This is a genomic window from Pseudocolwellia sp. AS88, from assembly GCF_030551755.1.
GTDB lineage: Bacteria > Pseudomonadota > Gammaproteobacteria > Enterobacterales > Alteromonadaceae > Pseudocolwellia.
Genome location: NZ_JAUPEC010000013.1, coordinates 93,196 through 115,696 on the forward strand (window position 1 = coordinate 93,196; position 22,501 = coordinate 115,696).

20 protein-coding genes, 3 tRNA genes and 1 other annotated feature are annotated in these 22,501 nt (G+C 36.4%); of the genes, 13 read left to right on the plus strand and 10 right to left on the minus strand.

Going from position 1 to position 22,501, the window contains the following annotated elements; translation table 11 throughout:
- Positions 1 to 40: 40 nt before the first annotated feature.
- Positions 41 to 1,084 carry a protease SohB gene (gene sohB, locus Q5N69_RS10945; RefSeq protein WP_304368956.1) on the minus strand — a complete coding sequence of 348 codons (1,044 nt, stop codon included), beginning with the start codon at positions 1,082 to 1,084 and terminating at the stop codon, positions 41 to 43.
- A 188-nt stretch (positions 1,085 to 1,272) separates the two neighbouring features.
- Positions 1,273 to 3,666 carry a VolA/Pla-1 family phospholipase gene (locus Q5N69_RS10950; RefSeq protein ID WP_304368957.1) on the minus strand — a complete coding sequence of 798 codons (2,394 nt, stop codon included), beginning with the start codon at positions 3,664 to 3,666 and terminating at the stop codon, positions 1,273 to 1,275.
- 241 nt (positions 3,667 to 3,907) lie between these two features.
- Here Q5N69_RS10950 and Q5N69_RS10955 point away from each other — a divergent pair, with 241 nt between their 5' ends.
- Positions 3,908 to 4,645, plus strand: coding sequence for a YciK family oxidoreductase (locus Q5N69_RS10955; RefSeq protein WP_304368958.1), 738 nt, complete (start codon positions 3,908 to 3,910; stop codon positions 4,643 to 4,645).
- Between the two features lie 28 nt (positions 4,646 to 4,673).
- Here Q5N69_RS10955 and Q5N69_RS10960 read toward each other — a convergent pair whose 3' ends face one another.
- The 8 genes from Q5N69_RS10960 to Q5N69_RS10995 form a co-directional block, all read right to left on the minus strand.
- Complete coding sequence (locus Q5N69_RS10960; RefSeq protein ID WP_304368959.1) at positions 4,674 to 5,594, minus strand: sensor domain-containing diguanylate cyclase; 921 nt, start codon at positions 5,592 to 5,594, stop codon at positions 4,674 to 4,676.
- A 262-nt stretch (positions 5,595 to 5,856) separates the two neighbouring features.
- Complete coding sequence (gene fadD, locus Q5N69_RS10965) at positions 5,857 to 7,512, minus strand: long-chain-fatty-acid--CoA ligase FadD (RefSeq protein WP_304368960.1); 1,656 nt, start codon at positions 7,510 to 7,512, stop codon at positions 5,857 to 5,859.
- A gap of 146 nt (positions 7,513 to 7,658) precedes the next feature.
- On the minus strand, positions 7,659 to 8,549 hold the full coding sequence (locus Q5N69_RS10970; RefSeq protein ID WP_304368961.1) for an alpha/beta fold hydrolase: 891 nt from the start codon (positions 8,547 to 8,549) through the stop codon (positions 7,659 to 7,661).
- Positions 8,550 to 8,613: 64 nt separating this feature from the next.
- Positions 8,614 to 9,210 carry a Slp family lipoprotein gene (locus tag Q5N69_RS10975; RefSeq protein WP_304368962.1) on the minus strand — a complete coding sequence of 199 codons (597 nt, stop codon included), beginning with the start codon at positions 9,208 to 9,210 and terminating at the stop codon, positions 8,614 to 8,616.
- 68 nt (positions 9,211 to 9,278) lie between these two features.
- A complete protein-coding gene (locus Q5N69_RS10980) occupies positions 9,279 to 9,875 on the minus strand; it encodes a M50 family metallopeptidase (protein ID WP_304368963.1) in 597 nt (198 codons plus the stop codon).
- A 58-nt stretch (positions 9,876 to 9,933) separates the two neighbouring features.
- On the minus strand, positions 9,934 to 10,368 hold the full coding sequence (locus Q5N69_RS10985) for a hypothetical protein (RefSeq protein WP_304368964.1): 435 nt from the start codon (positions 10,366 to 10,368) through the stop codon (positions 9,934 to 9,936).
- Between the two features lie 83 nt (positions 10,369 to 10,451).
- A complete protein-coding gene (tsaB, locus tag Q5N69_RS10990) occupies positions 10,452 to 11,168 on the minus strand; it encodes a tRNA (adenosine(37)-N6)-threonylcarbamoyltransferase complex dimerization subunit type 1 TsaB (protein WP_304368965.1) in 717 nt (238 codons plus the stop codon).
- A gap of 31 nt (positions 11,169 to 11,199) precedes the next feature.
- The gene (locus Q5N69_RS10995) at positions 11,200 to 13,152 is read right to left on the minus strand and encodes an ATP-dependent DNA helicase (RefSeq protein ID WP_304368966.1); all 1,953 of its coding nucleotides are present in this window, start codon (positions 13,150 to 13,152) and stop codon (positions 11,200 to 11,202) included.
- A gap of 277 nt (positions 13,153 to 13,429) precedes the next feature.
- Positions 13,430 to 13,561, plus strand: a sequence feature (His leader region).
- A gap of 65 nt (positions 13,562 to 13,626) precedes the next feature.
- Between Q5N69_RS10995 and hisG the strand changes: the two genes are divergently transcribed.
- The 12 genes from hisG to Q5N69_RS11055 all read left to right on the plus strand — a co-directional run bounded on the left by hisG (position 13,627) and on the right by Q5N69_RS11055 (position 22,499).
- Positions 13,627 to 14,526: an ATP phosphoribosyltransferase gene (gene hisG / locus Q5N69_RS11000; protein ID WP_304368967.1), complete on the plus strand. Its 900-nt coding sequence runs from the start codon at positions 13,627 to 13,629 to the stop codon at positions 14,524 to 14,526.
- Positions 14,527 to 14,529: 3 nt separating this feature from the next.
- Complete coding sequence (hisD, locus tag Q5N69_RS11005; protein WP_304368968.1) at positions 14,530 to 15,858, plus strand: histidinol dehydrogenase; 1,329 nt, start codon at positions 14,530 to 14,532, stop codon at positions 15,856 to 15,858.
- A 3-nt stretch (positions 15,859 to 15,861) separates the two neighbouring features.
- Entirely contained in the window at positions 15,862 to 16,998 is a 1,137-nt protein-coding gene (gene hisC, locus Q5N69_RS11010) for a histidinol-phosphate transaminase (protein WP_304368969.1), read from the plus strand.
- Position 16,999: 1 nt separating this feature from the next.
- Positions 17,000 to 18,070, plus strand: a complete 1,071-nt coding sequence (hisB, locus tag Q5N69_RS11015; RefSeq protein ID WP_304368970.1) for a bifunctional histidinol-phosphatase/imidazoleglycerol-phosphate dehydratase HisB — start codon at positions 17,000 to 17,002, stop codon at positions 18,068 to 18,070.
- Positions 18,070 to 18,705 (plus strand): imidazole glycerol phosphate synthase subunit HisH, encoded by a 636-nt coding sequence (gene hisH / locus Q5N69_RS11020; RefSeq protein ID WP_304368971.1) that lies wholly within the window; start codon positions 18,070 to 18,072, stop codon positions 18,703 to 18,705. The genes hisB and hisH overlap by 1 nt, the downstream gene beginning before the upstream one ends.
- A complete protein-coding gene (hisA, locus tag Q5N69_RS11025) occupies positions 18,702 to 19,439 on the plus strand; it encodes a 1-(5-phosphoribosyl)-5-[(5-phosphoribosylamino)methylideneamino]imidazole-4-carboxamide isomerase (protein ID WP_304368972.1) in 738 nt (245 codons plus the stop codon). The genes hisH and hisA overlap by 4 nt, the downstream gene beginning before the upstream one ends.
- Positions 19,440 to 19,479: 40 nt before the next feature.
- Positions 19,480 to 20,256: an imidazole glycerol phosphate synthase subunit HisF gene (gene hisF, locus Q5N69_RS11030; RefSeq protein WP_304368973.1), complete on the plus strand. Its 777-nt coding sequence runs from the start codon at positions 19,480 to 19,482 to the stop codon at positions 20,254 to 20,256.
- Positions 20,250 to 20,870: a bifunctional phosphoribosyl-AMP cyclohydrolase/phosphoribosyl-ATP diphosphatase HisIE gene (gene hisIE / locus Q5N69_RS11035; RefSeq protein ID WP_304368974.1), complete on the plus strand. Its 621-nt coding sequence runs from the start codon at positions 20,250 to 20,252 to the stop codon at positions 20,868 to 20,870. Before hisF ends, hisIE begins: the two co-directional genes overlap by 7 nt.
- A gap of 498 nt (positions 20,871 to 21,368) precedes the next feature.
- Positions 21,369 to 21,866, plus strand: a complete 498-nt coding sequence (locus Q5N69_RS11040) for a GNAT family N-acetyltransferase (protein WP_304368975.1) — start codon at positions 21,369 to 21,371, stop codon at positions 21,864 to 21,866.
- Between the two features lie 349 nt (positions 21,867 to 22,215).
- Positions 22,216 to 22,292: transfer RNA gene (locus Q5N69_RS11045), tRNA-Met, on the plus strand.
- Between the two features lie 10 nt (positions 22,293 to 22,302).
- Positions 22,303 to 22,387, plus strand: a tRNA-Leu gene (locus tag Q5N69_RS11050).
- 40 nt (positions 22,388 to 22,427) lie between these two features.
- Positions 22,428 to 22,499: transfer RNA gene (locus tag Q5N69_RS11055), tRNA-Gln, on the plus strand.
- Positions 22,500 to 22,501 lie beyond the last annotated feature (2 nt).

The following is a 22,501-nucleotide window of genomic DNA, read 5'->3' on the forward strand; positions in this document are numbered from 1 at the left end:
CATTAACCTCAATTCTAGTTAATTAACTCAAACAGAATAATTAACCTGGGAATATTCTATTCTTCTGCCATAAATTACTAAATACACGATCTACAGACATAGAAGCTGCTTTAGAAAACTTCTCAGCCAAGCCTTTCTTAACAACATATTTAATTGAGATAACTTTTTTAGATTTGTTCGATTGCTGTAAGTAATCATCACTTGTTTGAATATCATCAACTAAGCCTAATTCTTTAGCTTTAATACCAAACCAATGCTCACCTGTAGCTACCTTGCTTATATCAAGACTAGGTCGATGATCTGAAACAAAGCCTTTAAATAGTTGATGGGTTTCTTCTAACTCTTCATTAAACTTTTCACGGCCTTTATCTGTATTTTCACCAAACATAGTTACCGTACGTTTAAATTCACCTGCAGTAAATTGTTCGTAATCAATATCGTTTTTCTTTAATAGTTTATTAAAGTTAGGTACTTGAGCAATAACACCAATTGAGCCCACAATAGCAAATGGCGCTGAAATAATTTTATTTGCTACACAAGCCATCATGTAACCGCCGCTAGCTGCCACTTTATCTACAGACACCGTTAGAGGGATATTACCTTGACGAATACGATCTAGTTGAGAAGACGCTAAACCATAGCCATGTACCATACCGCCACCACTTTCTAAACGAACAAAAACTTCATCATCAGGAGTAGCCACAGTAAGTACTGCACTAATTTCTTCTCGTAAAGACGAAACTTCTTTTGCGTCTATACTGCCATTAAAGTCGAGAACAAATACGCGAGACTCTTGTTCAATATCACCACTTTTAGCTGACTTTTTATCAGCTTTAGCTGCTTCTTTAGCTTGTTTCTTATCAGCTTTTTCTTTTTGTTTAATTTGTTCTTTAGTAAGTAAATGATGCATAACTTCATCTTCAACATCATCAAAATGTTCCGACAAATCAGTTATCTCTAACTCACCTTTTTTACTTCCTTGCTTAATAGCCGACGATGCAATTACGGCAACAATAGCAATAACAGCTAAAACAAATGTAATTGTTTTAGCGAAAAATAGTCCGTACTCGTACAAAAATTCCAAGCCTTTCTCCTAAGGGTAGTTCAATGTAATTCTATGTTTATGAAATATAATCATATAAATATGGGGATAAAAACACAAAAAAAAAGTCCTAATAAAAGGACTTTTTCTCTTATAGCTCTTTGTTATGTTATTACAGCATAAATTTACTGATTAACAAACAAGAACAGTGTACATCTCTTTATTACAACTTATTGTACAACAGCTGTATTGGTAACATTAATGACTGTGCCTTTAGTGGCAAAGAAACCCGTTACTTGAGATTGCATTTCTTGTGTTGCAGCTCCAGTTAAAGCGACATCTGGCGCTTCATCACGTACATCTGGTGATAATATTGAAGCATGATGACCATTTAAGAAACGCACAGCTCCTGAACCTGCTGCAGTAGTGCTTACGCTAGGTAAACCTAATAAGGCGATAGCACCTTCAGTTCCACCTAATGGTGAAGTTGAAATACTATTAGGTATTACTTGGTCAGATAGATTAGTTCCACCATCACCCACCACTTCAATTAAATGCGTTGGTGTTTGTGTTGTTGCCATTTGAACTGCGTAATTAACAGGATCTCCAGAATCTGTCACTGTTTGTGCAGCAAAAATGAATTGAGAGAAAACACTATCTAAAGATGCTTGTTGTTCTTCAGTCAGATTTGCATAAAACAAGGTATAAGCTTGTGCAAGCTCAGCTTCCGTAGCATCAGGAAAGTTTGCTGATACAAAACTTTGGAAATCTGTTGATTGCGCCATAGTTAATGTAGCTTTTATCAAGTCTCCAAATGCAGGTGATTCTAATAAGAAGTTTGCTACCATAGTACCCGGCATTGCAAGAGAGTTAGACGTCACTTTAAACATATCATCTAAAGCAGGGTTAATAGAAGTATTAGCCAGAGCAACAAAGTTAACACCTGTTATAGCACCTAAAGAATGTCCTAAATAATGAACTTCAGAAGTATCAATATTTGCTCCCACAACTGCATTCAATCCTAAACGTAAACCTAAGGTATCAATAGTACTCTGACGTAAATTGTCACGTGTTGTTAATAAACTCGCTAAATTCATGTAATGAGTAGCAGAAACCGTTGATGCATTAATTTCATCACCATCTTGAGTAGGATCTAAGTCAAAACCTCGGCTACCATGCAATGGATGATCTATTGCTATCGTAGCAAAGCCAAACGTTGATAATAAACCTGATATCGCAAGCATATCTTCTTTTTTAGAGGTAATACCATGTTGCAACATAACAACAGGCCAACCATCAGCAGGTGCTACTAAAGCAGGTAAACCAAAGCTAGCACGAACAGCATCAGTTACAGGTGAGACAACAGGCGTTGTCATTTGCACATCAATATTCATCTCAGCTTGAGCTATAGGGATAGGATTAAATTTAGTTAAATGACGTTGAGTATCAACAGGAAATGCACTACTCAAATCTCTTAGACCAACAGCCATACAAAAGCCGTCGTTAGCATCTAATGCATCTGCAGGTATCGCATCTGGATTTACAGCAGCTAAACCAAGTAATGTTGCTCCTGAATCACAACGCGCTTCCCACCAAGAATTAACTGGTGCTTGAGGATTATCTGCACTGGGAACCCCCAAGTAATAAGGTAATTCTACTGAACCAGTATGATAGTTAGCTGTCGAATATAGTGCTTGTAAATCTGCAGATAGACTTAGACCTTGTGATAAAAACACTTGGTTTACTGTAGCCCCAGAAGGATCAATAGTAATAACAGGAGGTGTTCCACCAGCAGCCAAATTAGCAGCCATTAAGCCTTTCAGTGTATCTAATACTCTAGTGGTTGATTGAGTAGTCATCGCCATGGTGTAAATCAATGAATCAGCGTCAATACCTTCATTTACAATAACCTTTTCAAAGCTATTGATAACAGCCTGTAAACCTAACTGGGCTTCTGTAGCTAAGGGATGAGTCGCAATATCTTGGCGCACGAGTTCATAAGTTGATGAACCAGCAATCGCTTGACCGTTGCTATCTTTCAAAGCATCAGTTAAGGCAACTAAATAAGTTGTTTCTGCTTTTAAAGGCTTCAAAGGAACTATTGCAACACTATCACCAGACTTTTGTGTAAAATAATCCACACCAAAAGTAAGTTGTGCAACTATTTTACAAGCTAAGCCTCTTGTTACACTTGTACAGTCAGCATCATTTGCGTCACCGCCCATGATCGCTTCAAAAACTTGAACGCCTCCAACAACAGAATCAGCATCTAAAGATGTCCCTGTAGGAAAATCAATACTTAGAACAAATGGATTAACTGTAGACCACCCATCTAAAGCGCCTAGAGTTGTAGATGGATCATAGTAGTTTGGTGATTCAAGAAGGTTTCCATCTTCATCACTTTCTGTTGGCATATTTAAAGTGCCATCTGTTGTCTCTGAAAATAATAAATCGTTAGGAACAGATAAATCACCATTGGTGGGGTCAAAAACAACACGTGCAGAAGCTTTAATACCTGAGTTATTGCTTTCGACGCTTTGTTGGACGTCTTTGATTGATTCGCTATCGCAGCCAGCTAAACCCAAAACACCGGCGATAGTGACACTTAATAATAATTTTTTCATTAATTCTCCCCAGAACAATTCTTTCGTATATAAAGTTGTAGTAAACTTAGCCATTTTTTGATAGTTTTTGTGGCTAAAATATAACTTGTTCGACCAGTTAAACTTAACCTAAGAAATGTCTTTGTGCTAGTTGTTTCTTAAAATAACACTTAGTTTATCATTTTTAATTCAACTTTTACTCGTTTGTTTGCTCTGCTCAGAGTAGAATTCACACTCTATTTCTACTACCTTCTAATTGATTATGTTTGATTTTAAATTTGATGCTAATGCTCTAGCGAATAAAGTTATTTTAGTTACTGGCGCCGGAGACGGTATTGGTAAAAAAGCAGCTCTTACTTATGCGAGCTTAGGCGCTACAGTTATTTTACTGGGTAAAACAACCCAAAAGTTAGAAGCTGTATACGATGCAATAGTAGAACAAGGTTCCCCTGAACCTGCAATTATTCCTTTAGACTTAAAAGGCGCAACCAAACAAAACTATCTAGATATGGTGTCAACCATTAAAAGTCAGTTTGGTCGACTTAATGGTGCCTTGTTGAATGCTGCCATGTTGGGTGAGCTATCACCTTTTGCACAAATTCATGAACAAATATGGAATGATGTAATGCAAGTGAATGTAAATTCACAATACTTACTTGCACAAGCCCTACTTCCTCTGCTTCAAACAACCCCTGATTCATCTTTAGTTTTTACATCATCTGGTGTTGGTAATAAAGGTAAAGCTTACTGGGGTGCATATAGCGTATCTAAGTTTGCTATTGAAGGAATGATGCAAGTCATTGCTGATGAGTACGATACAACTTCAGTTCGCACCAATGCTATTAATCCTGGAGCTACAAATACAAAGATGAGATCTGTTGCTTACCCTGGTGAAGACGCAAAAACTGTTGCTTATCCTGCTGATATTATGCCTGCTTACGTTTATTTAATGTGTAATGACAGTGTTGATGTTAATGGGCAAGTTATTAACGCTCAATAAAACTCAGTTATTGTCAAAACAACGAGTATTAAGAATGTTTACTTTCCACCCTATTACGCCCTTTGCTTTTGGCTTGATAGAGTGCTTGGTCTGCTTCACAGAGTAACTGGCTTTCTTTATTGGCTCTATAAGGTGTAGCCTCTGCTACACCTATACTTAATGTTAAATAATCATCTACGGGAGAGCTTTTATTTGCAATATGTAAAGCAGCAATTCTTTTTAATAACTTATTTAATAATTGCTCAGCTTGTTGAATTGAAGTGTCTCCTAAAACTAATACAAATTCATCTCCACCATAGCGAGCGCAAAGGTCTCCAGGTCGATTAGAAAACTCCTTAAGAATTTCACCTATTTTCACTAAACATGAATCGCCAGCTTGATGCCCAGATGTATCATTTAGTAATTTGAAATAGTCTAAATCAATAATAGCCAAACATAATTTCTTTTTTAATCTTCCACATCGCCGCCACTCATTATGCAGGAACTCATCAAAGGTTCTCCGATTGGGGATCCCCGTCAATCCATCTATTCGAGCTAAATTACTGACCTCCTCTTCAGCTAACTTTCTTTCTGTAATATTTTGATGAGAAACAACAAAGTAGGAGTTCATCTCTAATTGAAAAGGGGTTACACGCATCATAAACCATCTTTCTTCGGATGGACTATGACAGGGATATTCAAAATAAAAAAGTGTAGTTTCTCTATTTATTAGACTTCTTATACCTTTTGCTGCTTGTAAGCCAAAACTATCTCCCATTTTAGATGCTTTATCACATTCAGCTAAATAATTAACCCCAACCCAGTTAGAGCTAGAATTACAATTGTTATCACTTCCAAAGTTTGACCAGCTTTTATTAACGTATTGGATTTCTCCTGCTGAATCGATAACCACAATATGGTCAGTAACGGAATCAAGAATATGTTTTAAGAATTTTTTAAGGTTTGCCAATTAAATTCCTTTTTCTATAGAAAAGATAAATAGTCATAATAATCAACTTCGTGGTGAGAAACATAAAACTAAAGTAAAGTCGTTAGGGGAACTTTTAGCAAGTTTTACTCAATATTTGCGACAAATATTCAAAGATGGATTCTAATAAAAGCCAGAGTTAAGATTATGTAAAATACAATATTGTTTAACTATTAATTTTAGCAATAAAAAAGCCCTAATACTTTTAAACATTAGGGCCTCATAACAACTTAAAAGAGTATAACTAGCGTAATTCTCTTCGTAATATTTTACCTACATTGGTTTTAGGTAAATCATCCCTAAACTCAACTAATTTAGGAACTTTGTAGTTAGTTAGATTTTCACGGCAATGTGCAACAAGTTCTTTCTCTGTAACTTTCTTGTCTTTTAACACAACAAATATTTTTACTCTCTCATCACCATCAGCATCACTAACGCCTACAGCAGCAACTTCAAGTACACCTGGATGCATCATCACAACTTCTTCAATTTCATTAGGAAAAACGTTGAAACCAGAAACAATAATCATGTCTTTTTTACGATCTACAATTTTGAAATATCCATTTTCGTCCATACAGGCAATATCACCTGTTGCGAGCCAACCATCTTTTAATATTTCAGCCGTTGCTTCTGGACGGTTATAATAACCCGCCATCACCTGTGGTCCTTTTACCCACATTTCTCCCGGCTCACCTATTGCAACTTCTTGACCTTGTTCATCCATTACTTTTACATCTGTAGATGAAGCAGGTAAACCTATAGTGCCATCATATTCTTTTTGAGTGTAAGGGCTTAAGGTCACCATAGGAGCACATTCAGTTAATCCGTAACCTTCAAGTAATAATACCGAAGTTACTTGTTGCCATTTTTCAGCAACAGGTCGTTGTACTGCCATACCACCACCCATCGACATTTTTAAATGACTAAAGTCTAAATCTTTAAAACCAGGAGTGTTCAGTAAGCCATTAAATAAGGTATTTACCCCTGTAATAGCACTAAACTTATGTTTGCCCAATTCTTTTACAAACGCAGGCATATCTCTCGGATTTGTGATCAGTAAGTTAGTGCCTCCTAAGGTTACAAATGTAAGGCAGTTAGCTGTTAAGGCGAAGATATGATAAAGAGGTAAAGCAGTAACAATAATTTCTTCAGTTCCGGTGAACAATGGCTTAATCGCAGCTTTGGCTTGTTCTAAATTAGCAACCATATTGCGATGTGTAAGCATAGCGCCTTTAGATACACCAGTTGTTCCACCGGTATATTGTAATAAAGCGAGATCTTGACCGTTAATTTCAACAGGTTTAAATGTTCTTTTGGCGCCTTCAGCTAATACTTTATTAAAACGTAATGTATTTGAAAGCTTGAAAGGTGGCACCATTTTCTTAACATACTTAACAGCAAAATTAACTACAGCACCTTTCACTAGACCTAATCGATCACCTAATGACGTTAAAATTACGTGTTTAACATTTGTTTTATCAACAACATCCGCTAATGTGCCAGCAAAGTTTTCAATAATTAAAATGGCTTTAGTGTCTGAATCTTTTAACTGATGTTCTAGCTCTCGAGCGGTATATAAAGGGTTAACATTTACTATGGTTAATCCAGCCATTAATGCACCAAATAGTGCAATGGGATACTGCAAACAATTAGGTGTCATAATGGCAAATTTGTCGCCTTTTACTAAACCTAAGTCTTGCTGTAAATATGCAGCAAAAGCTTCAGATTGTTCAGCTAATTCTTTGTAGCTGATTTTTGCACCCATATTAATAAAAGCGGTACGATCATGATAAAGACCACAGTATTTATTAAACATTTGAACGAGAGAAGAATATTTATCGGGATCGATTTCAAATGGAAGTTTTGGAGGATAACTTTTTTCAAGCCAAATTTTACTCACAACGCGCACCCTATTTTTGTAATATTTATATTGGAGGTTTGATATGTTTTACGTTTTATCAAATTTCAACTGGTCATTCCAGTTAATTCATACCTAATTAGTATATTTTATGCCAAATTAGAGTATTTCGCCGCTTTTACTCTAATTTATAGAGATAAAATGAACTCATTAATTAGCTTAGCTGTTTCTGCTGGTTTTTCCATATGAACATGGTGACCACCTTCAAGTTCAACTATTTTTTTGCAAGGCATTAAAGAGGAATATACGTCAATTCCTTTTCTAATAAAAACCAATCCTTTGCTACCGTATATTAGTTGTACAGGTGCTTTGATATCTGACACTAACTGTTTACATTGCGCTAAGGTAAAACGATAAGGAGAAACACGATTCAGTTTCCGGTCAGAGCGCCATTGATGTAAATCGCCCTCTACAGAAATATTTCGAGAAATAATTATTTCTGCATGTTTATACTCAAGATCAGATATTAGCATGCGCGCTTTAGTTGCTCGTTCTATCGATAGCTTAGTTTTACTCTCTGAAGTTTTCTTTAACCGATTTAACATACCTTTACGTAACAATGACGTACTGTCTTTTTCATCAGAGTAAATCATACCAATAGAATCAATTAACGTTAAAGACTTTACCTTTTCAGGAAACGCTGAGGCGAAAGCCGAGCCAATCATTCCACCCATTGAATGCCCAACAATATGAACATCAGTCCAATCATTAGCTTCAAACAGTATTAGTATATCGTAAACCCAATCGACAAAATGATAATGAGCGTCAGCACTTTTGTGGGACGAAGCTCCATGACCGGGTAAATCTATGGCAACAATTTGACACCCATTACCATCATCAACTTTTAAGTGTTCAAAAAGAGGTATAAAACTCGCTGCATTATCTAACCAGCCATGTAAAAAAAGTATAATGTTTTTCGGATTTTTAATGTTTGGATTTTGATTAAAGGTAAGCGCACTAATGTTAGAAGTGGCTGTATTATAAACCACTTCTTGTACGTTAAGTTCTGAATGAGCCATAAGTTTTATGTAACTATGCCTAGAATTATTTCAGCTTAAAGTTAACTATTAATACTAAATATAGTTACTTCTTGCTAGAAGATACCTGTGATTTACTAGAAGATTTACTTACTGAACTAGAAGAACGAATAATCACTGGTCGATTATAGTTATAACGCGAACTTCCCCAAAAATACGGATCATTATGAAACCAGTATGGTTGACGAATTGCCGTTACATTAACATTCTGTATTTTTTTCCATAAGTGAACGCTAGCATCCTTGAGTACTGGAAAGCTGTATTCATGCTCACCTATCTTACCATTTTCGAATTCAGATATTGTACCCACAGCCGTAATACTTCTACCAGCCTTATAAATAACAGGATCTAATAAACCGTTAAAATACACTCTAAAACGCCCTAAAGTTTCATCACCTTTTTTAGGTTTTAAATTCCCAGTTAAAGGAAAGTTAACAATTTCTAACATCGTGGTTTCGGCATTGTTTTGGATAGAAGCAATAACTCCACCCCAACGTGCTTTTTCACCTACAAAATTAGTTTCTGGTGATTGTGCTTTTGAAAACTCTACTGAATTTGTATTTTCAGGTAACTCTAATTTTTCAGGTATTGAAGAACATGCAGTTAAGAATAAAACGCACGATATAAGCAAATATTTTGTCATGATAAATTCTCTCTATGTCTGTTACTTAACTAATCTATTTAAGTCGATGGTGGTTATTTAAAGGATGTTCAAGATTTTTTGCTTAATAAAAACAAGCTGAACACAGCCATAATAGACCAGATTATCACCCAAACAATTTCAGGTATAAAGGTTATTTCAGCTAAACGAGCCCCATCACCAATAGAGCGTCCATCAAGTAAATAAAGCGGACTTAACAGACTGTTCAATAACACCATAATACCTGTAAATTTCAATAATTTTTGCAAATAACCTATTTTAGGTAGCTTAAATTGTAAGAAAAAAATACACAAGACAACCAAAAGAATAAGTACAGTTAATAAATCTCTTACCCAAAAAACTAAAGAGCTAAAAATAAGCGTAATAATAAGTCCTGATGCAACCTTAGCTATTTTTTGATTAATTGAAGCAATAGAATAAATTAAATATCCCCACATAATTGCGCCAGCATACCCCATAAAACTAATGAATAAGCTAAAACCGCCACGAGTGGTACACAAGCCAGAACCGTTAGGAAACAATTCAATTTGAACAACAGTGCCGCCAGTTAACAATGCTGCAATACCATGGCTTATTTCATGAAAATAGCTTTCTAACCATTTAAAAGGTACAGAAATAATAGGAAGTTGTATGAATATAATAGCCACCAGAATAAACACCCAGAATTGATATTTATTCAAAAAGCCAGGAGAACTTTTTAGAGTATTAGGCAAATAGATTAACGCCGAAGAATTGTTTTATATTTTCTCTTTGAGCAATGTTATCAACAGACTCATAAGCCGCTACAGCAGATAAGTTTTGTTGTGATGGTTGATCATATTGAGCATTACCATTTGATTGCTCGCCTTGAACATAACCACTATTAGCAGAAGAATTGGAATTATCACGAAGCGCAATAACCGAGCCTGATGACTCAGATTGTGCTGCGTTTTGCTCTTCCAGAAACGCAATAGCTTGTTCACTTACTTCAAAACGTGTCTTGTTTTGACCTAAGTTTTCACTTTGATTACTTGAATTATTTTCATCAACAGCAGGCGCAACAGGCTTAACAAAGGCCTGTTGATTAGCTTTACTAACACCTTGCGTACCTTGTGCAGATCGCAATGTTAGATTTGAATATGTTGAGTCATTAATGTTCATAGGTTCTAATTTAACAAATATTAACCAAGTATAAAACTAAATTTAATTTAGTTTCTGATTAACCAAGTAATAAATACTATAGTCTATTTTCCAGGAAGTTTCTTCCAAGACACAGTGTCGCGCACGTAAACTGGTTGTGCATGCTCAGCTTCGACACCTTTATTTTGTTCAAAAGCATGTTGCCCAATAAATAACATAGCTTGTGCATGAGGGAATAATATTTCTGGCTCGCCAGTATTCGACTTTAAATCAGCAAGATCATTTTTATAAGCTTCCCAGCCCGTACCAACACCATAAGGCAAGTCGGCAAGATCTAAGTTTACCTTATCGATATAGTGTTGTTTAACAAGCTCAGGCGCTAATACACTCTCTGCTGTTTTAGGTTGCATAATGTTATTACTATCCGCTTCATAATAACCGGTATAAACTTCACTCATGCGAGCATCTATTGCTGACACAACACGAGTTTCACCATGTTCATTCAATGCTTGCTGAGCCATAGCTTGTAAAGTTGAAACACCAACCACAGGCAAGTTAGCTGAAAAAGCTAAACCTTGAGTTACACCAATCCCTATTCTTACACCTGTAAAACTTCCTGGACCTTGCCCAAAAATAATACCGTCTAAGTTTTGTAACTTACAATCGGCAGTTGTTAATAACTCATCTATCATAGGCAATAAGCGCAAACTATGAGATTGTGGACATAACTCATACAAACTTGAAGTTTTACCTTGATACAGTAAAGCCACTGAACAAGCTTCTGTTGAAGCATCAATGACTAAATAATTTTTTTCACTCATTTCATTTCTCTATTAACAATCTTATTAAGCGCTAAGCTTTATGATTTAAGCTTTTCAAAAAGTCGGCGGCTTGTTCTATATTTCTTGTACGTTTCATTGCTGGCAAGCTATTTAAAAACACTTCACCGTAAGGTTTATTAACTAATCGATTATCACAAATAACCAAAACACCTTTATCACTTACATCACGTATTAAACGACCAACGCCTTGCTTTAAAGCGATCACCGCTTGTGGCAGCTGTATTTGCGAGAATGGTTCACCACCTCTACGTTTTGTATCTTCATTCCTGGCTTGTAATAAAGGATCATCAGGCGAAGCAAAAGGTAACTTGTCGATAATAACACAAGTTAAGCTATTTCCTCTGACATCAACACCTTCCCAGAAACTTGCCGTAGCTAAGAGCACCGCACGTTTTTGTTCAACGAATTCTTCAAGTAACTTTCTTTTACCCATCTGTCCTTGAACTAACAAAGGGTTTTCTATCAATTCAGAAAGTAATTCTGCCACTTGGTGCATCACGCGATAACTTGTAAACAACATAAAACAAGCGCCTTCACTTGCTTCAATTAAAGGTAATGCAATTTGAGCCAACACCTTAGATCGGTTTTTATCGTTCGCTTCAGGCAGGTATCTGGGTACTACAAGCTGTGATTGCTCTTGGTAATCAAAAGGGCTTTCAAGTAATAAGTGACGAGCTTTATTCAATCCTAAGTGTTGAGAAAAATGTTCAAACTTACCATCAACAGCTAAGGTTGCAGAAGTAAAAATCCAACCGGCTCCCGACTCTTCCACATAAGCACTAAATTTATCAGCAACTGAAAGCGGTGTTTTATGAAGTACCACATGCCTTGGTGTTGTTTCATACCAAAAGCTCATCCCTAAAGCATCAACATCAACCATAATGTCGTATTGCGCTAACAGGGTAACCGCACGTTCAAAACAATGATCGATAGCTTCATTACGAGAAGCACATAACTTAATCACTTGATAAAGAAAGTCTAAATCAACTTTTAATGACGCAAATGCCTGACCAAAACGTTGTTGATGATGCTTCTCACGCCAATTGCCTCGTTCGGGGTCATAATTAAATAACAGCCGAAATTCTTGACTGGTTTTTAAAAGCTTTTCAGCAGCTTTACCTAATTGTTTAACGTCGGTGAGTGTTGTTTTATATATTTGCAAAACGTCTGTACACAAGTCTAACAACTGGCGAGTTGAAAAAGCTTCACCAAAATATTCACTGGCAATATCCGCTATTTGATGTGCTTCATCAAAAATCATAATGTCAGCTTTTGGTATCAACTCACCAAAGCCTGTATCTTTTAATGCCATATCAGCAAAAAACAAATGATGATTCACAACAACTAAGTCGGCATCAATAGCGTTTTGTCTAGCTTTAACTAAATAACAATCCTCAATGTTTGGACAGTCTTTCGCTAAACAGTTATCAACCGTGCTTGTAACAAAAGGAAAAACAGGCGAATTTTCAATAACATTAACTAACTCACCAATGTCACCGCTATGAGTAACATTTGCCCATTCTCTTACTTTTACAAAGTCAGCTAAACTTTCAGCATCTAACTGCCCTCTTGATTCTTTGTATTGATCAAGTCGGTAAATACATAAATAGTTAGAGCGCCCTTTTAACAAAGCAACTTGCGCTTTAGTCGCCAGCGATTTCTTAATTAACGGTAAGTCTTTATGAAAGAGTTGTTCTTGTAAGTTTTTTGTTCCTGTTGAAACAATAATCTTTTTTTGCTGCTCATCATTTTCAGCCGCTTCTTTATTCGCGATTAGTGCAGGAATTAAATAAGCAAAGGTTTTACCTGTACCGGTTCCTGCTTCTACAATTAATGAAGATTTACCTTTAATAGAGTTCGCCACTTCAATTGCCATGTCAGTTTGTGCTTGTCGAGGACTAAAGCCATCAATAGCATTCGCTAGGGCACCATTTTGTGAGAAAGCAAGTTCAACTGAATTCATGAAAAGAGGAAGAATTGAAGTAAGGGGAATATTAATTTTATTATAAGGGAGAAACTAAAGGGTTAAAACAAAAAGCTATAAAACACGTCAATAAGTTAGACCATAAATGTATAACAAGATATAAGATAATTCTTGCCCTGAAAGTAAATAAACAGTATTGTACTCCGCATTAAACAGATCGAAATTATTTCTGTACTGAAGTTTCTACGCAATGATTATTAAACAGAAAACACTATGTTTTCAAAAAAGAGAAAATAATGATTTTAAACCTGAACTTACATCATCATCACCATATCGATTAGCTGCTCAGGTTTATTCGCTGGGGGGCTATAGACCTTTCAGTGGTGAGCGAAACAAATAAAGTTTCTAAAACCCCCGAAAGAGTCTTCTCTCTCGGGGGTTTTTACGTTTAGCTCTTATCCAAAAAGAGCTAAAAAACAAGATTAAAAAATTAAATATTAATAGGACTTAAGCATGACAACTGAAACACGTTTACGCATCGCAATGCAAAAATCAGGTCGTCTTAGCGACGATACACAAGCTTTATTCAAACGTTGTGGATTAAAGATCAACGTATCTGACCGAAGATTACTTGCGCATGTAGCTAATATGCCTATTGATATCATGCGAGTTAGAAGTAGCGACATTCCAGGCTTAATTATGGATGGCGTTTGTGATTTAGGTATTGTTGGTGACAACACACTTGAAGAAGAAGAATTATCACGTGGACTTATCGGTAGTAAAAATGATTACATTCGTACTACTGCCTTAAACTTTGGTGGCTGTCGCTTTTCAATTGCCATGCCTGAAGAGTTTGAATACACAGGTTTAAAATGTTTAGACGGCTTACGCTTTGCTACAACTTATCCTCAACTATTAAAACGCTTTGCTAAAGAAAACGGCATTAACGTTGAGTTTTGTTTGTTAAAAGGTTCTGTTGAAGTTGCACCACGTGTTGGCCTAGCTGACGGTATTTGTGATTTAGTTTCTACAGGTGCTACGTTAGAAGCGAACGGTTTAAAAGAAGTTGCTGAAGTATTCCGCTCTAAAGCATCTTTAATTCAACGTGCTGAAACGTTGAACCCAGAAAAACAAGCGATTTTAGATACTTTACTACCTCGTATACACGGCGTAATGAAAGCGAAAGAAAGCAAATACATTATGCTTCACGCACCAAAAGATAAAATTGCTGAAGTAAGTACATTAATGCCAGGTACTGAAACACCAACAATTTTACCTTTAGCAAGTAGTGAAGAAATGGTTGCTGTTCACGTTGTAGCTACAGAAACATTTTTCTGGGAAACAATGGAAGATCTGAAAGCATTAGGCTGTCGTTCTATTCTTGTAATGCCAATTGAAAAGATGATGGGCTAAATCATGAAATACCCAATAGTTAACTGGTCTTCACTTGACAAAAAAGCACAGCTAGAAGCTTTGGCTCGTCCAGCAATTGCTGACAGTGCAACCTTGTCGGCTCAGGTTGCTAGCATCCTTGATTTAGTTAAAACTCAAGGAGATAAAGCGTTATACGACTTAACTGAAAAGTTTGACGGTATCGCACTAAACACTTTAGCTGTATCACAAAAGCAAGTACTAGAAGCTAAACAAGCGCTTTCACCAAAGCGCTTAAAAGCGATTGAAACAGCTTATGGTCAAATTAAACGTTTTCATGAAGCGCAAAAACATCAAGATGTTGCGGTAGAAACAACACCAGGTGTTAAATGTGTTTTAAAATCGGAAGCGATTGAAAGTGTTGGTTTATACATTCCGGCAGGAAGTGCACCTTTGCCTTCTACCGTATTAATGTTGGGTGTTCCATCACAAATCGCAGGTTGTAAAAGAACGGTTTTAGTTTGTCCTCCAGATAAAAACGGAAAATTAGCTAATGAAATATTAGCTGCAGCCAACTTATGTGGAATTACTGAAATTTACACTGTAGGTGGCGCACAAGCTTGTGCAGCATTAGCTTTCGGTACTGAAAGTATTAAACCTGTAAATAAAGTATTTGGTCCGGGTAATAAGTTTGTAACTGAAGCTAAAAAACAGCTTTCACAACAAGTACCAGGTTTCGCAATTGATATGCCAGCAGGCCCATCAGAAGTATTAGTGATAGGTGATGAAAACAGTAACCCTGCTTTTATCGCTTCAGACCTTTTATCACAAGCTGAACATGGTCCAGATAGCCAAGTAATTGTAGTTTCAAACAGCAAAACCTTATTAACAGCAGTTGATGGCGAACTTCAAAAACAAGTTGCACTATTAAGCCGCAGTTCTATTGCAACTGTTGCTCTTGAACAAAGCCGCTTAATTTTAACTGACACAATTGAACAAGCAGTTGAAGTATCAAATGAATATGGTCCAGAGCATTTAATTGTTCAAACGGATAATGCTTCATCATTACTTTCAATTTTACGTAATGCGGGTTCTATATTTGTTGGTGCTTACACCCCTGAATCTGCAGGTGATTATGCAAGTGGCACCAACCATGTACTACCCACTTATGGTTATTCAAAGGTGATCAGCAGCTTGTCTTTAGCTGACTTTTCTCGACGCTTTACAGTGCAAGAAATAACGCGCTCTGGTTTAGCTAGTTTAGCCGAATGTATTATTGAATTAACAGACGCTGAAGGTTTAGATGCTCATCAACGTGCTGTAACGATTCGTTTAGAAGCTGATAGTGATATTAATAGTGAGAGTGGACAATAAATAATGACTGACTCAATTGTAAACAAACTCGCTAGAGATGAACTGGTTAGTATGATCCCATACGAGTCAGCACGTCGTTTACATGCGGGCAATGGTGAATTTAACAATAAAACCTGGTTAAACGCTAATGAAGCTTCTGGCTTAGGTGAGTATGAACTCAGTGCTGATTGTGTAAATCGATACCCTGATTTTCAACCTGTATCACTTATTAGTGCATATAGTGAATATAGCCAACAGCCTAAAGAAAACATATTAGCGACACGTGGCGCAGACGAAGGTATTGAATTAATTATTCGTACCTTTTGTAAAGCTTATGAAGATAGCATCCTCATTTGCCCACCCACTTATGGTATGTACGCTATTAGTGCTGAAAATCATGGCGCTGGCATTATTCGAGTTCCGTTAATTAATAACGAACTTGATATGAAAAATATTGAGCAAGAAGTTGGTAATGCTAAAGTTGTGTTTTTATGTTCTCCAGGTAACCCTACGGGGAATATTTTACCCCAAGAGCAAATAGAGCAAGCATTAAACCTATTTAAAGATTCAGCTATGGTTGTAGTTGATGAAGCCTACATTGAGTTTTGTAAAGATACTTCAGTATCAAGCTGGATAGCTAAATACGATAACTTAATTATTTTAAGAACCTTATCTAAAGCTTTTGCTTTGGCGGGTTTACGCTGTGGGTTTACGCTAGCGAATAGCGATGTAATTGCTATGTTAAGTAAAGTTATTGCTCCATACCCAATTTCAGCTCCTGTTGCTGAACTTGCAAGTAAAGCATTACAAAATAAAAACTTAGCACGCGTAGCTAAAAGAGTTGAAAGCACTAATGCACTAGCGGTAGATTTATCAGCATGGTTATCTCAGCAGTCGTGGTGTAGCAAGGTATTCCCTACAAACGCTAACTTTGTGTTATTTAAAACCACACATAAAGATTTTATTTTTAATCTTTTAGTAGAAAAAAACATTTTAATTAGAGATCAATCTAAGCAACCGCAATTAGCTGATTGCTTACGTATTAGTATTGGTAGCCCAGAAGAATTAATGGCTCTTAGACAAGTCATAGAAGCAGGCTTTGCAGCCTTATCTTCAAATTCTAGCTTAACGAACGAGTCACAAGAGGTTTCAGAGAAATAACATGGCAAAACAAAACATATTATTTATTGATCGCGATGGTACATTAATAGAAGAACCTATTACTGATAAACAAGTAGATACTTTAGAAAAATTGGTATTCGAACCCAATGTAATTCCTGTGTTATTAAAATTACAAAGTAAAGGCTACCGTTTAGTTATGGTATCAAACCAAGATGGTTTAGGTACCGACAGCTACCCACAAAGCGACTTTGATTTACCTCATAACAAAATGATGGATATTTTCTCTTCTCAAGGTGTTGTTTTTGATGACGTTTTATTATGCCCTCATTTTGATGAAGACAACTGTTCATGCCGTAAGCCTAAGTTAGGTATGGTAAGTGAATACTTAAAAGAAGGTAAAGTTAATTTTGCTGACTCTTATGTTATTGGCGACCGTATTACTGATATTCAATTAGCCGAAAACATGGGTATTACTGGCATTCAGTACAACCCTAAAACATTAAATTGGAACGACATTGCTGAACAATTATTAGTTAAACCTCGTAAAGCAAATGTAACTCGTACCACTAAAGAAACTGATATTAACATTGAAGTAAATTTAGATACGCCAGTTGGCACTAAAATCGAAACAGGCTTAGGATTTTTCGATCATATGTTAGAGCAAATTTCAGCTCACGGTGGCTTCTCTTTACAAGTAAGTGTTGATGGCGATTATCACATTGATGAACATCATAGCGTAGAAGATACCGCTTTAGCTCTAGGCCAAGCACTAAAAGAAGCTTTAGGTGACAAACGCGGTATTGGTCGATTTGGTTTCGTACTTCCTATGGATGAATGCAGAGCTGAATGTTCTATCGATTTATCAGGTCGTCCTTGGTTAGCTTTTGATGCTAACTTTACTGATGATCGTGTTGGCACTATGTCAACTCAAATGGTTTCTCACTTTTTCCGTTCGTTAGCTGATGCAATGGCAATTACTCTTCACTTATCAACCACTGAAGGTAACTGTCATCATCAAGTAGAAAGCTTATTTAAAGTATTTGGCCGCGCATTACGTCAAGCAATTGAAGTTAAAGGCGATGTATTACCAAGTACTAAAGGAGCTTTATAGTGACTTCAGAACTAAACAGCCAATTAAACGTTATTGTAGATACTGGCTGTGCCAACTTATCTTCAGTAAAGTTTGCTGTTGAACGTATAGGCTTAAAGGCATTAATTACTGACGATATCGACATTATAAAGTCAGCCGACAAAGTTATTTTACCCGGTGTAGGTAATGCTAAACATGCCATGGCTAATATTCATCAGAAAAACTTAGCGCCAACAATTCAAAGCTTAACTCAACCTGTTTTAGGTTTTTGTTTAGGTATGCAATTAATGACTGAAAGCTCACATGAAGGTAACTTTTCTGGCGAGTTAGAAATCATTGATTGTTTAAATCTGATCCCTACACAAGTAAAACCACTTCAAGCTGCGGGTCTGCGTTTGCCACATATGGGTTGGAACACACTAACTTCAGTTATCGACCATCCTGTTTTTCAGGATATTAGCAAAGGCGACTATTTTTACTTTGTTCATAGCTTCGCTGTTCCTGTCGGTGAATTTACAGCTGCAGTTTGTGAATATGGTACTGAATTTTCAGCAGCTATAGCGAAAGACAACTTCATTGGCTGTCAATTTCATCCTGAACGTTCAGGTAATGCTGGTAGTAAAATTATTAAAAATTTCTTGGAGATGAAGGCATGATGATCCCCGCAATAGACCTTATTGATGGTCAAGTCGTTCGTCTTTACCAAGGCGATTACCAACAAAAAACAAATTACGTTTATACAGCTAAAGAGCGTCAAGACTTATACGCACAAGCAGGTGCAACGGTTATGCACTTTGTTGATTTAGACGGCGCTAAAGATTCAACTAAACGTCAATTAACTTTACTTAAAACTTTAGTAAACCACGAAACCATGACGATTCAAGTAGGTGGTGGTGTTCGTTGTAAAGAAGATGTAGAGCAATTATTAGCTGTTGGCGCTGATCGTGTTGTTATTGGCTCTTTAGCGATAAAACAACCTGAATTAGTCGCGGATTGGATCAAAGAGTTTGGCGGTGAAAAAATTGTTTTAGCGTTAGACGTTAAAATTGATGAGAAAGGTAATAAAACTTTACCTACTCATGGCTGGATAAAAGACAGTGGTGTTAATCTAGAAGATTTATTAGAACACTATCAAGACGCTGGCTTAAAGCACGTACTTTGTACAGACATCAGCAAAGACGGTACTTTATCAGGCTCAAACGTAACTATGTACTCCGAGTTATGCGCACAATATCCTGAACTTGATTGGCAAGCATCAGGAGGCATTGGTTCATTAGACGATATTAAAGCCTTAATTCCAACAGGTGTGAGCGGCGTTATTTTAGGTCGTTCATTACTTGAAGGTAAATTTACTTTAGAAGAGGCAATCGCATGCTGGCCTGCAAAATAAAACCTTTATTAGCCAATGTATTTGTTAGAAGGAGTTACTGATGCTCGCTAAAAGAATAATCCCTTGTCTTGATGTTAAAGACGGTAAAGTTGTTAAAGGTGTTAAATTTCGCAACCATGAAATTATTGGTGACATCGTTCCTTTAGCTGAACAGTATGCAAAAGCAGGTGCTGACGAATTAGTTTTTTACGATATTACAGCAAGTGCTGATGGTCGTGTTGTAGACAAAAGCTGGGTTACACGAATCGCACAAGTAATCGATATACCGTTTTGTGTGGCTGGTGGTATTAAAACTGAAGCAGATGCACAACAGATATTAAAAATGGGTGCTGACAAGATTAGCATCAACTCCCCTGCTTTAATGGATCCTACATTAATTTCACGCCTTGCAGATCAATTTGGTCAGCAATGTGTTGTGGTAGGTATCGATAGTTTCTTTAATGAAGAAACAGGTGAATATCAAGTTTATCAATTTACAGGCGATGAATCACGTACACAAAAAACATCATGGACTACTTTTGAGTGGATCAAAAAAGTTCAAGAATTAGGTGCCGGTGAAATTGTTTTAAACTGTATGAACCAAGATGGTGTTCGAAAAGGTTACGACATTAAACAACTTGAGCAAGCGCGCGCTGTTTGTAACGTACCTTTAATTGCTTCAGGTGGTGCCGGTGAAATGGATCATTTTAGTGATGTATTTCAGCAAGCCGATGTAGACGGAGCTTTAGCTGCCAGTGTTTTTCATAAAGGCATCATCCCTATCTCTGATTTAAAAGAGATGCTCAAACAAAACAAAGTTGAGATCAGAATATGTTAGTTACATTAGAAAATAGCCAAGAACTCGCTTGGGACAAAATGGACAACCTATTACCTGCCATTATTCAAGATGCCGCAACAGGCGCTGTATTAATGCAAGGTTTTATGAATCAAGAAGCATTAAAGGCTACATTAGAGTCAGGTAAAGCCACTTTCTTTAGTCGTTCTAAGCAACGTTTATGGATGAAAGGCGAAAGCTCAAATAACACATTAGATGTGCAACAAGTATTAGCTGACTGTGATAAAGACTGTTTATTAATTGCTGCTAATCCTAATGGTCCTACTTGTCATTTAAATACAACTTCATGTTTTCCTGAAGAAAAACTTAGCCAGCAAAACTTTTTAAGTCATTTAGAACGTTTTGTTGATAAACGTGCTAATGATCCAGTAGAAGAAAGCTACACAGCAAAGTTATTATCTCGCGGCACTAACAAAGTTGCTCAAAAAGTCGGTGAAGAAGGTGTTGAAGTCGTTATTGCAGCACTTGCTGAAACCAAAGAAGACTTTTTAGGTGAATGTGCTGATTTGTTTTATCACACACTTGTACTCTTAAAAGATCAGAATGTTGAGCTTTCAGAAGTTATGGAAGTATTACAAAAGCGACATAATAAATAACCTCATTTCGCTATGATCATCAAAGGCACTTTTTAGTGCCTTTTTTTATTATCTATTATTTAACCTGAACTCGGCTTAATATATTCTTCTCTAACAGCTACTTTTACTTGCTTCATCGTTAAATTTACTTGCAATAGGCTAGAGTATATTGCTAAAACCCTGATGCTAACAAAAATTAGTCGACCACTGTCGTTTAACGCTGTATTTATAAAATCACTACCTTTATGATAATCTCAATTTAATTAACCTCAACTCGGGTTAATGGATTTAATAACTCATTGATTTATTGTAGTATCTTTTAGCTTTATCAAGATTAAAAACATAAGAGGCCTTAATTCTCTCTCAATGATGAAATTTATGTGATTATCAAGGCGTTTTTATAAACCAATAGCTGGCTATTGGGCGTAAAAATAACGTAGATAGGCGCTTAAATAGCATTATTGAGTAAAATAGCTTAACCCGAGCTGAGGTTAATTAATATCTTAAATGGAAAATTGCATGCAAACAGCTTTAACATGGTGTACTAAACCTTTTTCTGAATTATCTACAAACGAACTTTTCGATATATTAAAACTTCGTGTTGATGTTTTTGTGGTAGAGCAAGCTTGTTATTACCCTGAACTTGATGAACATGACAGACATCCAGAAACCTTGCACTTTTTTGCTTATAATAAAGAAGAGTGTAATAAATCAGATTCAAGTCATAAGATAGCCGCATATCTCCGCATTTTACCTAAAGGTACAAGCTACAATGATTATATTAGTATGGGGAGGGTTGTAGTTTCCCCTAATTCTCGTGGTTCTAAACTTGGTCACTCTTTATTGGATAAAGCGTTAAAAGTTTGCGCAACTAGCTTTCCAGGGCAAGACATAAAAATTTCGGCTCAGGAGCATTTAGAAGCTTATTACCAACAATATGACTTTGTGACAGCATCAGATATGTATTTAGAAGATAATATCCCACATATATCTATGATACGTAAGAGTAATGAATAATAGTTACCTACTCTGCTCAAACAATACTTATGTAATAAACTATGCTTGGTTAAATAGGCTTATTAAAAAGAACTAAACCAAATTTAAGTTAAATCATATTAATAAAATAACTCGGCTATTGTTATTTAAAGTAAAGTTACGACTAAACGAGCAGTAAATACTGTTTACGTTCAATAATTAACCTATTAGATTTTGAAGCCATTTTATAAGGTCTATAACGGACAGTTTAACAACAAATCGAACACAGTTTGTTCAAACAGTTAAAAAGTGTGTTTTTTTATAAAAAAACGGTTGACGTAGGTCAACGAGATTTGCATAATACGCGCCACTTGCTCAGGCAGGTTGGTAAGGCTACATAGCTCAGTTGGTTAGAGCACATCACTCATAATGATGGGGTCCCAGGTTCGAGTCCCGGTGTAGCCACCATTTTTGAAATGCGGGGTTGGCGGAATTGGTAGACGCGCTGGATTTAGGTTCCAGTATCGCAAGATGTGAGAGTTCAAGTCTCTCACCCCGTACCATTTCAAATCGCAACGTAAGTTGCAAAGTAAGTTACATTGCAGGGGTATAGCCAAGCGGTAAGGCAGCGGGTTTTGATCCCGTCATTCAGAGGTTCAAATCCTCTTACCCCTGCC

Excerpts from the sequence above, each read along its gene's own strand:
- Q5N69_RS10955 (WP_304368958.1), top strand. The coding sequence starts at position 3,908 with ATGTTTGATTTTAAATTTGATGCTAATGCTCTAGCGAATAAAGTTATT.
- Q5N69_RS11040 (WP_304368975.1), top strand. The coding sequence starts at position 21,369 with ATGCAAACAGCTTTAACATGGTGTACTAAACCTTTTTCTGAATTATCT.
- hisF (WP_304368973.1), top strand. The coding sequence starts at position 19,480 with ATGCTCGCTAAAAGAATAATCCCTTGTCTTGATGTTAAAGACGGTAAA.
- Q5N69_RS10970 (WP_304368961.1), bottom strand. The coding sequence starts at position 8,549 with ATGGCTCATTCAGAACTTAACGTACAAGAAGTGGTTTATAATACAGCC.
- tsaB (WP_304368965.1), bottom strand. The coding sequence starts at position 11,168 with ATGAGTGAAAAAAATTATTTAGTCATTGATGCTTCAACAGAAGCTTGT.
- Q5N69_RS10950 (WP_304368957.1), bottom strand. The coding sequence starts at position 3,666 with ATGAAAAAATTATTATTAAGTGTCACTATCGCCGGTGTTTTGGGTTTA.
- Q5N69_RS10995 (WP_304368966.1), bottom strand. The coding sequence starts at position 13,152 with ATGAATTCAGTTGAACTTGCTTTCTCACAAAATGGTGCCCTAGCGAAT.
- Q5N69_RS10975 (WP_304368962.1), bottom strand. The coding sequence starts at position 9,210 with ATGACAAAATATTTGCTTATATCGTGCGTTTTATTCTTAACTGCATGT.
- Q5N69_RS10985 (WP_304368964.1), bottom strand. The coding sequence starts at position 10,368 with ATGAACATTAATGACTCAACATATTCAAATCTAACATTGCGATCTGCA.
- hisG (WP_304368967.1), top strand. The coding sequence starts at position 13,627 with ATGACAACTGAAACACGTTTACGCATCGCAATGCAAAAATCAGGTCGT.
- hisD (WP_304368968.1), top strand. The coding sequence starts at position 14,530 with ATGAAATACCCAATAGTTAACTGGTCTTCACTTGACAAAAAAGCACAG.
- hisIE (WP_304368974.1), top strand. The coding sequence starts at position 20,250 with ATGTTAGTTACATTAGAAAATAGCCAAGAACTCGCTTGGGACAAAATG.
- hisC (WP_304368969.1), top strand. The coding sequence starts at position 15,862 with ATGACTGACTCAATTGTAAACAAACTCGCTAGAGATGAACTGGTTAGT.
- hisA (WP_304368972.1), top strand. The coding sequence starts at position 18,702 with ATGATGATCCCCGCAATAGACCTTATTGATGGTCAAGTCGTTCGTCTT.
- hisB (WP_304368970.1), top strand. The coding sequence starts at position 17,000 with ATGGCAAAACAAAACATATTATTTATTGATCGCGATGGTACATTAATA.